Genomic DNA, 11,369 nt, shown 5'->3' with positions numbered 1-11,369 from the left:
CGCCAGGGCCGCGGGAGGGCTTCCCGCGGGCGCCGGCGATTGGCCAAGAAAATTACGTTTCGGTAACATTGATGTTTTGGAAACTGGCCGGAAGGGATATTTGTGTCGAGCGAGCGAACCATCGTCACCCCGCCAAGGGCAGACGCAGGTTCTCCGTCGAGCCGAAAAGCAAGCTACCGCCCCGAAGTCCAGGGCCTTCGCGCCCTCGCGGTCCTCATGGTGGTCACCTACCATGTGTGGCTGGGGCGGGTCTCCGGCGGCGTAGACATCTTCCTTCTGATTTCGGCATTCCTGATGACGCTCAGCTTCACGCGGAAGGTCGAAAGCGGCGCGCCACTCCGGCTGCTGAGCCACTGGATGCATCTGCTCAAGCGCCTGCTGCCCGCCGTCGTCGTCGTGATTCTCGGCGTCCTCGCCGGCACCTGGGCCATCCTGCCGCAAAGCCGCTGGCCCGAGGTCCTTGAGCAGGCCTGGGCCTCCCTGTTGTACCGGCAGAACTGGCTTCTGGCGGACAGCGCCGTGGACTACTACGCCCAGGACCATTCGGGCGCGAGCCCGCTCCAGCACTTCTGGTCACTCTCGATCCAGGGCCAGGTGTTCGTGCTCTGGCCTCTCGTCTTTGCCGGCACGGCACTTCTTTCCCGCCTGCTCCGGCGCGTGTACAGCCGCCGGAACGGACAGGACCACGTGCTGCTGCGCTACCGGCCCCTGCTGGCAGCGGCCTTCGGCGCCATCTTCGCCGTGTCTCTCGCGTACTCGATTCAACAGACCGCAACGAACCAGGCCCACGCGTACTTCGATACCGGCGCCCGGCTCTGGGAGTTCGCCCTCGGCTCGCTCCTGGCCCTCGCCCTGCCGTACGTCAAGCCGGGCAAGATCCTGCGGATCGTACTGGGCTGGGCCGGCCTGRTGGCCATGCTCTCCTGCGGGCTGCTGCTGACCGTGGACCGTTCCTTCCCCGGATTCATCGCGCTGTGGCCCACGCTCGCCGCCGCCGCGATCATCACCGCCGGTCAAAGCGGCAGCCGCTTCGGCGTCGACCGCTTCCTGACCTGGAAACCCCTGGTGGCGCTGGGAGACAACTCCTACGCGCTCTACCTCTGGCACTGGCCGCTGCTGGTCCTGGCCCTCGCCGGGGCGGGCATCACGGCGCCGAACCTGTTTCAGGGGCTGTGCATCGTTGCCGGGTCCGTCGTTCTGGCCGTGCTCACCACCCGCTTCGTCGAGAAGCCGCTGCGCGAATGGCACTGGCCCAAGCGCCGCGCCTGGCGTACCGCCGTCGTGATTGCCGCCTGTGGTGCGCTGCTGGCCGGTCCCGTGGCCGTCTGGCAGAGCCAGCTCGTCGCCGACGAGGCCGAGGCGGCATCCCAGCCCAAGGAGCTGACCCCCGGCGCGGCCGCCCTGGCACCGGAAAACGCCGGCAAACCCACGCCGGAGGCGAGAATCATCCCCGCACCGGCAGCGATGAAGAACGAGTGGGCCGACATTGACGGGCTGTGCACGGACGGAAACGTCCCCAGTGACCCCTTGCTGCAGGGCTGCCTGCAGAACAACAGGCCGGAGAAGGTCACCAAGCGGATCGTGGTGCTCGGTGACTCGCATGCCCAGCAGTACATGGCGGCGCTGGGCCCCATCGCGAAGAGCCACGGCTGGGAAGTGGTCACCCTCCTAAAGGGCAACTGCCGCTTCGGCGGGGAATCCCCGGAGCGGGACGCGGACTGCAACGCCTTCAACAGGGCCAGCGCGCAGTACGTCCTGGACCACCACCCCGACGCCGTTTTCACGGTTGCGTCCCTGACCCACAAGGAAGCACCGTTCGAGACCGAAGTGCCCCAGTACCTGGAGGGCATCAAACCCTTCACCGACGCCGGCATGGACGTGGTGGGCATCCGCGACAACCCCCGCTTTAACATCAACATGCCCGAGTGCGTCCAGAAGAACGGCGAGGACGCGGCGGAATGCAACGTGCCGGAGCAGGAATCGCTCGCAGGGTCCTCACCGCTCGACGCGTACCGCGGCCGGGTGCCCGGGCTGCACCTGATGGACATGAGCGATTTCATCTGCGCCAACGGAACCTGCCCCGCTGTGGTGGGCAACGTGTACGTCTACAAGGACGACAACCATCTGACCAAGACCTACGTCCAGACCATGATCCCCATGTTCGAAAAGCGGCTGCTCGCCGCCACCGGCTGGAAATAGACCGGCCTTCCCCGGCGGGTGCGGCCGATCCCGGCTGGGGCGGCCGCAGGGCCGGTTTGGGCGGTCGGGGAGACGTGCGGGCATGGGACGGCTCACATTGAGCCGCACATTACTGCCCCGGAATATGGCTATCGCCGCCAAGGTTCTACTATTTATTCAGGACTTCTGCACAACCTGCTGCACAACCTTCTGCACAGACCAGACCCGTAATGACGGGCTGGTCATCTGTTGCAACCCCTACCCGTGAACCCCGTAACCCAAGGTAAGAGGCGCACTCATGACCCAGCCCGAACACAATCCCTTCGGCTTCATCGGCCTGACGTACGACGACGTCCTGCTCCTGCCCGGCCACACCGACGTGATCCCCTCGGAAGCGGACACGTCCTCCCGGATCTCCAAGCGCATCACGGTCCAGACCCCGCTGCTCTCCGCCGCGATGGACACCGTCACGGAGTCCCGCATGGCCATCGCCATGGCGCGCCAGGGCGGCCTCGGCGTCGTCCACCGCAACCTTTCCATCGCTGACCAGGCCGACCAGGTGGACCGGGTCAAGCGCAGCGAATCCGGCATGATCACCAACCCCCTGACCATCGGCCCCGAGGCCACGCTGGCCGAGCTGGACGACATCTGTGCACGCTACCGCGTCTCCGGTCTCCCGGTGGTGGACGAGGGCAACAGGCTGCTGGGCATCGTCACGAACCGCGACACGCGCTTCGTGCCCGAATCCGACTTCCCGCTGCGGCTGGTCAGCGACGTCATGACCAAGATGCCGCTCGTCACCGGGCACGTCGGCATCAGCCGCGAGGAAGCCTCGCACAAGCTGGCCACGAACAAGATCGAGAAGCTGCCGCTCGTTGACGAGCAGGGCCGGCTCAAGGGCCTGATCACCACCAAGGACTTCACCAAGGCCGAGCAGTACCCGCTCGCCACCAAGGACGACGAAGGCCGCCTGCGCGTCGGCGCGGCGATCGGCTTCTTCGGCGACGGCTGGGAACGCGCCATGACACTCGTGGACGCCGGCGTGGATGCCCTCTTCGTGGACACCGCTAACGGCCACTCCCAGGGTGTGCTGGAGATGATCCGCCGGCTCAAGTCCGATCCCGTTGCGGCGCACGTGGACATCATCGGCGGCCAGGCAGCCACCCGCGAAGGTGCCCAGGCACTGATCGACGCCGGTGCCGACGGCATCAAGGTCGGCGTCGGTCCCGGGTCCATCTGCACCACCCGCGTGGTGGCCGGTGTGGGCGTCCCGCAGATCACGGCCATCTACGAGTCGGCGAAGGCTGCCATCCCGGCCGGCGTCCCGCTGATCGCCGACGGCGGCCTGCAGTACTCCGGTGACATCGGCAAGGCGCTCGTCGCCGGCGCCGACACCGTGATGCTCGGCTCCCTGCTGGCCGGTTGCGACGAATCCCCGGGTGACCTGATTTTCGTCAACGGTAAGCAGTTCAAGAGCTACCGCGGCATGGGCTCCCTTGGGGCCATGCAGACCCGCGGGAAGAACACCTCTTACTCCAAGGACCGCTATTTCCAGGCGGACGTCTCCGGCGACGACAAGCTCATCCCGGAAGGCATCGAGGGCCGGGTCGCGTACCGCGGTCCGTTGTCGTCGGTGGCGTACCAGCTGGTCGGCGGCCTCCGCCAGACCATGTTCTACACGGGCGCACCGACCGTGGCCGAGCTGAAGGCGCGCGGCAAGTTCGTCCGCATCACCCCGGCCGGGCTCAAGGAATCGCACCCGCACGACATCCAGATGACGGTCGAAGCCCCGAACTACGGGTCGCGCTAAGACCCTTCGCCAGAACGGGTGAGCCCGCCGAAACCACAGTTTCGGCGGGCTCACCCGCTTAAGGGGCAGGCTCACCCTTCTTAGGGCGGCTTACGGCGGCCCGTTTCCAGCGGCGGTGCCGCTCACGCCGGCTCCGGGCCACGGAACTAGGCTGGAGGCATGTCCGAACTCCTGCCGGCACGTGCGCCCAAACGCAAGCTCGCGCTCAAGCCCTACGCCCGCGCCGTGGCGCAGGTGCTGCGGGTCAGCTTCCGGGCCTCGCCCGCCGCCGTCGTCATGAAGGTCCTCGGCTCGCTGATCTCGGCGCTCCTGCCGCTGGTCACGACGTACTTTGCGGCCCTGACCACCACGGCGCTGGCCGCCGCCTACGCGGGCGACGCCGACGCCGGCGGCCAGGCCGTCGTCTACGTCATCATCACCGCGGCACTCGGGCTCTTCTGGGGATCGTTCAGCAGCGTGGACCGCTACATCCAACAGCTCATGAGCTTCCGGGTCGGCGCGATAGTCGGGGATCTCATGTACGAGCGCTTCCTGACCCTGGACTTCTGGCGCTACGACGACAAAGAGACTGTGGACCTGTACGACCGCGCCAAGCGCTTCTCCGATTCCTATGCCCGCGTCCTGGACCGGATCGCCGCCATCTTCACCCAGCTCGTCTCCGTGCTCCTGGCCATCGGCGCGCTGTTGCTGGTCAGCTGGTGGATCGCCGTGATCGTCCTGATCGCGATCGTCCCCAGCGTCTACCTGCAGTTCAAGCTCTCCCGCGAGCAGATCGCGCACTGGAACACCCAGGTCGATTCCCGCAGGCAGCGCAGGATGATTGAAACCAACCTCCTGCGCCCGCAGCACATCGCCGAGATGCGGCTCTACGGGATCGTCGGCTACCTCATGGGGCTGCGCTCCCGGCTGCGGGACGCCGACGAAAAGCGCCGGCTGGACTTCCAGAAACGCTACATTCCCAAACAGCTCGCGGCCGATGCCCTGCAGTACGGCGCCGAGGTCGTCTCCCTGATCTGGGTGGTGGGCCAGATCATCGCCCGCGCCCAGCCGGTGGGGCAGTTCCTCTATGTCCAGCAGATTGTCAGCCGCGCCCTGTCCACCGCCAACAACCTCGTCTCCTCGCTCAGCTCGATCGACGAGGACCTGGCGAACCTCAAGGACTACGAGCTCTTCATGGCGCTGCCGGTGCAGTCCGGCCAAGCCCCGCCCCTGCTGCAGGCGCCGAAAACGGTGGACCTGCGGGACATCCGCTTCACCTACACCGGCAGCGAACTGGAAGTGATCCGCGGCATTTCGCTGACCATCAGGCAGGGCCAGCACATCGCGATCGTGGGGGAGAACGGCGCCGGCAAGTCCACCCTGATCCGCATCCTGGCCGGGTTGTACCGTCCCGATTCCGGGCAGGTGATGCTCGACGGCGTGGACCTCGCCGCCGTCGACGTCACGTCCTGGCACCGGCACCTGGCGGTGCTCAGCCAGGAGTTCCTCAAATACGAATTCGCCACCGCGGCGGAAAACATCTTCTTCGGCGACGTCGATTCGCCCCGCGATGACGGTCGGGTCCGTCGCTCCGCCGCGGATGCCGAAGCCCTCGAGTTCATCAACAAACTGCCCAACGGCCTGGACAACCATGTCAGCAACTGGATGGAGGACCCGCGCGGTCGGAAGGGTTCCGGCCTTTCCGGCGGGCAGTGGCAGCGCCTGGCGATGGCGCGGAACTTCTACCGCAACGCCTCGTTCATGGTGATGGACGAGCCGACGTCGGCCATCGACGCGCTGGCCGAGCACCGGATCTTCACGAGGCTCTTCGCTGACCGCGCCAGTACCATCATCGCCATCAGCCACCGCCTCGCCACGATCGAGAAGGCTGACGTGGTCTACATGCTCGAGGACGGCAGCATCGTCGAACAGGGCACCCACAAGGAACTCGTGGCGCTCCGCGGCCGCTACTTCCGGATGTTCGAATCCCAGCTGACCGTCCCGGATACCGAGAACGTCAGCGGCGAGTGAGGGGAGGGCCTTCGATGGTGGTCCGCACGCGGGCCAGGCTGGGTCGCGGCGGGACACTGCTGAAACCGAAGCCGACGGCGGGCCGGACGGCGGCGAACGGGGACTGCGCCCACAGCCCCACCACCGCGCGCAGGCCCGAGCCCGTGCCGATCCCGGCAATGTGCCCGTCGAAAATCCACCGCTGCCCGTGGTGCCAAAGCATGACGGACACAGTACGCCGAAGCGGCGCCCCGCGTCGGCTGGGATAACCTAGAGCAGTGACTTACGAGATTGAGATTGGCCGAGGCAAGCGTGGGCGTCGTGCCTACTCCCTGGATGACATTGCGATCGTCCCCAACCGGCGCACACGTGACCCCAAGGACGTCTCCGTCTCCTGGCAGATCGATGCCTACAAGTTCGACATGCCGGTCATCGCGGCGCCGATGGATTCGGCCATGTCGCCGGAAACCGTCATCGCCCTGGGCCGCCTCGGCGGACTCGGCGTGCTCGACCTCGAAGGCCTGTGGACCAGGTACGAGAACCCGCAGTCCGTGCTGGACGAGATCGGGGGCCTCGCGGACGAGACCAACAGTCCCGCCGTCACCCGGCGCATGCAGGAGCTCTACCAGGCGCCGATCCAGCCCGAGCTGATCACCTCGCGCCTCGCCGAGATCCGCGCCGCCGGTGTTACGGTGGCCGGCTCCCTGACCCCGCAGCGGACGCAGGAGCACTATAAGACCGTGGTGGCCGCCGGCGTCGACATCTTCGTCATCCGCGGAACCACCGTCTCGGCAGAGCACGTCTCCAAGGACCACGAGCCGCTGAACCTCAAGCAGTTCATCTACGAGCTCGACGTCCCCGTAATCGTCGGCGGGGCGGCCGGCTACACCCCGGCCCTGCACCTGATGCGCACCGGTGCCGCCGGCGTGCTGGTCGGCTTCGGCGGCGGAGCCACCACCACCACCCGCCGCGCCCTGGGCATCCACTCGCCGATGGCCTCGGCCATCTCCGATGTCGCGGCCGCCCGCCGCGATTACATGGACGAGTCCGGCGGACGCTACGTCCATGTGATCGCCGACGGCGGCATGGGATCCTCCGGTGACATCGTCAAGGCCATCGCCATGGGCGCCGACGCCGTGATGCTGGGCAGCGCCTTGGCCCGCACCGACGAAGCCCCCGGCAAGGGCTGGCACTGGGGCCAGGAAGCCCACCACGTCGAACTGCCCCGCGGCGACAGGGTCAACGTCGGGACAGTGGGGCCGCTCGAAGAGGTCCTGTTTGGGCCGGGCCACCACACCAACGGCACCTCCAACCTCATCGGGGCGCTGCGCCGTTCCATGGCGACCACCGGCTACTCGGACCTGAAGGAATTCCAGCGCGTCGACGTCGTCGTCTCGCCGTACGCCGGAAACTGAACGCCACACCGGCCTTTGTTTGGCCCTGCCCATCCGGGAAACTTGGACGTAGTCTGGTGCCCTACGAGGTTTGACCCGGATGGAGGCGTGACATGAACAGTTTTGCCGGCGGTTCTGCCGTGGCCGGAGGTGCCCTTGGGCCTGCGGAACGCGAGGCTTCAATCACTGTGCTCAGGGGCAGCACCGCCCCCGGCAAAGAGCTCGACATCCTGATCGTGGGCGGAGGCATCGTGGGCGCCGGCGCCGCCCTCGACGCCGTCACCCGCGGGCTCACCGTAGGCATCGTAGAGGCGAATGACTGGGCCGCGGGGACGTCGTCGCGTTCCTCGAAGCTTATCCATGGTGGCCTCCGGTACCTCGAAATGCTCGACTTCGGCCTGGTCAAGGAGGCACTGCACGAACGCGGCCTCATTCTCTCCGTGCTGGCACCGCACCTGGCCCGGCCGGTCCCGTTCCTGTACCCGCTCCACAAGCCGTTCCTGGAACGGCCCTACGTCGGCGCCGGAATCGCCCTGTACGACGCGATGTCCATCACCGGCGGGCACAGCCGCGGCGTCCCCTTCCACAAACACCTGACCCGGCGCGGAACCCTGCGCGCCGCCCCCAGCCTCAAGGACGACGCCTTCGTCGGGTCCATCCGCTACTACGACGGGCAAGTCGACGACGCCAAGTACGTCGCCAACCTCGTGCGCACCGCGGCGCACTACGGCGCCCACGCGGTCAACCAGATGTCGGTGGTGGACTTCGTGCGCGAAGGCGAGCGCGTGGTCGGCGCCAAGGTGGTCAACCACGAGGACGGCTCCAGCTTCAACATCCGGGCCAAGCAGGTCATCAACGCCACCGGAGTCTGGACCGACGAAACGCAGGCCATGGTGACAGACCGCGGGCAGCTCAAGGTGCGGGCCTCCAAAGGCATCCACCTGGTAGTGCCTCGCGACCGGATCCAGTCCACGGTAGGGCTGATCCTGCGGACCGAGAAATCCGTCCTGTTCGTGATCCCCTGGGGCAGGCACTGGATCATCGGGACCACGGATACCGACTGGCACCTCGACAAGGCCCACCCGGCGGCCTCCTCCAAGGACATCGACTACCTGCTGGAGCACGTCAACAAGGTCCTCAAGCGCCCGCTGACCCGCGAGGACGTCGAGGGCGTCTACGCGGGGCTGCGCCCGCTGCTGGCCGGGGAAAGCGATTCCACCGCGAAGCTCTCCCGGGAACACGTGGTGGCCCACCCCGTGCCGGGTCTCGTGGTGGTGGCAGGCGGCAAATGGACCACCTACCGGGTGATGGCCAAGGATGCCGTCGACGAGGCAACGCGCAGCATGGACGAGCGCGTCCCGCCCAGCTGCACGGAGTCCATCCCCCTGCTGGGAGCGAGCGGCTTCAAGGCCGCATGGAACCAGCGGAACCGGATGGCGGAGGAGACCGGCGTCCACGTGGCCCGGATCGAACACCTGCTCAACCGCTACGGTGCCATGGCTCCGGAGGTGCTGGCGATCATCGCCGACAGCCCGGAACTGGCCGAGCCCCTGCCGGGCGCGGACGACTATCTGGCCGCCGAAGCCGTCTACGCGGCCACTCACGAGGGCGCCCGGCATGTCCAGGACGTCCTGACCCGCCGCACCCGGATTTCGATTGAGGCGTGGGACCGCGGTGTGTCCGCCGCCCCGGTAGTCGCTAAACTAATGGGAGACGTTCTCGGCTGGAGTGATGCGCAGCGCGAGGGCGAAATCAAGCACTATCTGGCCCGGGTTGATGCCGAGCGCCTGAGCCAGCAGCAGCCGGACGACGAATCCGCCGACGCCGCACGGCTGGGCGTGGAGGACATCGTGCCCCTGCGCTGAGACGCAGCACCGGCCGGCAGTGGAGATTACAACGCTAGTCATTGGACTGCCGGCCGGCGTGCACTGACGCCACTTCGAAGGGACATCTCTTGGCGGAACCACTGGACCGGTACGACGCCGAGCTCACCACGCCCGAGATGGTGATCCTCGAAATGGATGCCACGGACAAGCTCGACGCCACTTCCCAGCTCGCCGAACGCATGCATGCGGCCGGACGAATTTCCGATCTCGAGGGATTCCTCCAACAGGTCAATGCCAGGGAGCACCAGCTCGCCACCGGCCTGCCCGGCGGCGTGGGGCTGCCGCATGCCCGCAGCGAGCTGGTCTCCCAGACCTCCATCGCTGTCGGCATCACGAAGTACGGCAGGGCACTGGACTTCGGGGCGGCGGACGGCCCGGCCACTGTGATTCTGCTCATCGCCACTCCGGCGAGTTCCTTTTCCGATCACCTCGAAGTGCTCGCGACACTGGCACGCTCACTGTCGAAGGAGTCCTTCCGCGAGTCGCTGCGCCGCGCCTACGACGCCGAAGTGATCGCCGAACTCATCAATTCCAGCCTGGTGTTCTTCGACCACTGAGAGTGGGGCAGGCCCTTTCGTGTCGACTCCGTCGCCACGCAGGGACCCGGCTGCCCCACTCTGGTCAGGCCCAACTGCTGCCCCGTTTCGCTGTTCTACACAGGGACGAAGTACGGTTAAGAGGTGCTGAAAACTGCCCTCAAACCCCGCTGGATCGCAGGACTCGTGTTCGCGATCGCCATTTCCGGGGTCTTTGTGCTGCTCAGCCAGTGGCAGTTTGGCCGTTCAACGCAGGCGGAAGCCCCAGTCTCCACCACAACAGAGGAGACGCGCCCGCTCACCTCGGTCCTGCAACCCGGGGGGTTCTTCCCCGGATCGGTGGCTGACCAGATGGTCTCCGCCACCGGCAGCTACGACCCCCAGAAGCAGGTCTTGGTCCCGGGACGGCTCAACGACGGGGCGAAGGGCTACTGGATCGTTTCCGCTTTCGCCGTCAAGGATGCCCCGGCCCTGTTGGGCCGCGGGGCCACGCCGCAGACCTGGATTCCGGTCGCGCGCGGCTGGGTCGCGGATCCCGCGGACGCCGTGGCGCCGCCGCCGGGCACCATCGAACTGACCGGACGGCTCCTTCCGTCCGAGTCCCCGCTGCCGCAAACCGATCCCGGGCCCGGCCGCGCCAGCGCCGTCTCAGTCGCCGAACTCATCAACGACTGGAACATCAGCAGCTACCCGGGCTTTGTCGCGGCGAGCACCGAACTGGCCGGCGGCACCGACGTCGGGGCCTCAGCCACCGGCGACGTCAAACCCCTCCGGATCGGCCCGCAGCCGCCCGTGCAGCAGGTCAACTGGCTAAACCTCTTCTATTCCGTGGAATGGGTGGTCTTCGCCGGCTTCGCGTTGTTCATCTGGTGGCGGCTCGTCAAGGACGACTACCGCCGGGACCTCGAAGACGAGCTCGACGAGGAACTCGCCGGGGACGAACCACCGGCCCAACACCCCACGGCCCAACACACGGCCGAACAGGCCACCGACCCGCATCCCACAGCCCCCCACCCCACAGACCCGAGAGTGCAATCATGATCGAGCCCCAGCCCGCCATCCAGCCGCAGACAACCAACGGCACGGGGAAAACCGGCAAGAAGCGCCGCTTCGGCGGCACCGAGGCCCAAATCCGGTCCGCCCTGAAGTTCTACAAGGTGCTCGCCTACCTGACAGGTTCGATGCTGCTGCTGCTGTGTGCCGAACTGGTCGCCCGGTACGGCTTCGGGCAGTACCTCTACGCCGGCGGCACCAACGCCATCACCGGCCAGCCGTTCGGCCTCGGATTTGCCGACGCCGAGCCGCCAGGGGTGATCGGGGGCGTCAACCTCTCCGTCGCGGTCCTGATCGTGCACGGCTGGATGTACGTCGTGTACCTCATTTCCAACTTCCGGCTGTGGTCCCTCATGCGCTGGCCGTTCACCAAGCTGGTGGTTATGGCCTTGGGCGGCGTGGTGCCGTTCCTGTCCTTCTTCGTTGAGAAGAAGTTCCACGCGGAGGTCGAGGCCGAACTCGCCGCCAACCCGCAGGCACCCCAGCGGTACTGAACCCCGGCGGCTCTAAACAGCGTCACGAC

The 11,369-nt window shown here is 66.9% G+C and carries 9 protein-coding genes; 8 read left to right on the top strand and 1 reads right to left on the bottom strand.

All coding sequences use genetic code 11. The features are described 5' to 3' along the window. Positions 1-102: 102 nt before the first annotated feature. The 3 genes from AC1D2F_RS20300 to AC1D2F_RS20290 all read left to right on the top strand — a co-directional run bounded on the left by AC1D2F_RS20300 (position 103) and on the right by AC1D2F_RS20290 (position 5,998). Complete coding sequence (locus tag AC1D2F_RS20300; RefSeq protein ID WP_476967571.1) at positions 103-2,199, top strand: acyltransferase family protein; 2,097 nt, start codon at positions 103-105, stop codon at positions 2,197-2,199. A 277-nt stretch (positions 2,200-2,476) separates the two neighbouring features. Then, positions 2,477-3,988 (top strand): IMP dehydrogenase, encoded by a 1,512-nt coding sequence (gene guaB / locus AC1D2F_RS20295; RefSeq protein WP_229994798.1) that lies wholly within the window; start codon positions 2,477-2,479, stop codon positions 3,986-3,988. 159 nt (positions 3,989-4,147) lie between these two features. Continuing rightward, positions 4,148-5,998 carry an ABC transporter ATP-binding protein gene (locus AC1D2F_RS20290; RefSeq protein ID WP_476967570.1) on the top strand — a complete coding sequence of 617 codons (1,851 nt, stop codon included), beginning with the start codon at positions 4,148-4,150 and terminating at the stop codon, positions 5,996-5,998. On the opposite strand, the gene AC1D2F_RS20285 is transcribed toward AC1D2F_RS20290, so the two are convergent. Then, positions 5,985-6,200, bottom strand: a complete 216-nt coding sequence (locus tag AC1D2F_RS20285) for a hypothetical protein (protein ID WP_229994796.1) — start codon at positions 6,198-6,200, stop codon at positions 5,985-5,987. The genes AC1D2F_RS20290 and AC1D2F_RS20285 overlap by 14 nt on opposite strands. 55 nt (positions 6,201-6,255) lie before the next feature. Here AC1D2F_RS20285 and AC1D2F_RS20280 point away from each other — a divergent pair, with 55 nt between their 5' ends. The 5 genes from AC1D2F_RS20280 to AC1D2F_RS20260 all read left to right on the top strand — a co-directional run bounded on the left by AC1D2F_RS20280 (position 6,256) and on the right by AC1D2F_RS20260 (position 11,340). After that, the gene (locus tag AC1D2F_RS20280; RefSeq protein ID WP_229994795.1) at positions 6,256-7,392 is read left to right on the top strand and encodes a GuaB3 family IMP dehydrogenase-related protein; all 1,137 of its coding nucleotides are present in this window, start codon (positions 6,256-6,258) and stop codon (positions 7,390-7,392) included. 92 nt (positions 7,393-7,484) lie between these two features. Beyond that, positions 7,485-9,236, top strand: a complete 1,752-nt coding sequence (locus AC1D2F_RS20275; protein WP_229994794.1) for a glycerol-3-phosphate dehydrogenase/oxidase — start codon at positions 7,485-7,487, stop codon at positions 9,234-9,236. A gap of 89 nt (positions 9,237-9,325) precedes the next feature. Next, positions 9,326-9,814, top strand: a complete 489-nt coding sequence (locus AC1D2F_RS20270; RefSeq protein WP_229994793.1) for a PTS sugar transporter subunit IIA — start codon at positions 9,326-9,328, stop codon at positions 9,812-9,814. 123 nt (positions 9,815-9,937) lie between these two features. Then, on the top strand, positions 9,938-10,834 hold the full coding sequence (locus tag AC1D2F_RS20265; protein WP_476967569.1) for an SURF1 family protein: 897 nt from the start codon (positions 9,938-9,940) through the stop codon (positions 10,832-10,834). Further along, entirely contained in the window at positions 10,831-11,340 is a 510-nt protein-coding gene (locus AC1D2F_RS20260) for a DUF3817 domain-containing protein (RefSeq protein WP_229995993.1), read from the top strand. Before AC1D2F_RS20265 ends, AC1D2F_RS20260 begins: the two co-directional genes overlap by 4 nt. The last annotated feature ends 29 nt before the right edge of the window (positions 11,341-11,369 follow it).

It is taken from the genome of Arthrobacter sp. P1_B3 (assembly GCF_056406615.1).
The sequence above is the reverse complement of the archived record's forward strand: the minus strand, read 5'-3'. Positions and strand labels throughout refer to the sequence as shown.

What these genes read in the sequence shown, in the direction of transcription:
- guaB (WP_229994798.1), top strand. Translation starts at nt 2,477, where the DNA reads ATGACCCAGCCCGAACACAATCCCTTCGGCTTCATCGGCCTGACGTAC.
- AC1D2F_RS20290 (WP_476967570.1), top strand. Translation starts at nt 4,148, where the DNA reads ATGTCCGAACTCCTGCCGGCACGTGCGCCCAAACGCAAGCTCGCGCTC.
- AC1D2F_RS20285 (WP_229994796.1), bottom strand. Translation starts at nt 6,200, where the DNA reads ATGCTTTGGCACCACGGGCAGCGGTGGATTTTCGACGGGCACATTGCC.
- AC1D2F_RS20275 (WP_229994794.1), top strand. Translation starts at nt 7,485, where the DNA reads ATGAACAGTTTTGCCGGCGGTTCTGCCGTGGCCGGAGGTGCCCTTGGG.
- AC1D2F_RS20260 (WP_229995993.1), top strand. Translation starts at nt 10,831, where the DNA reads ATGATCGAGCCCCAGCCCGCCATCCAGCCGCAGACAACCAACGGCACG.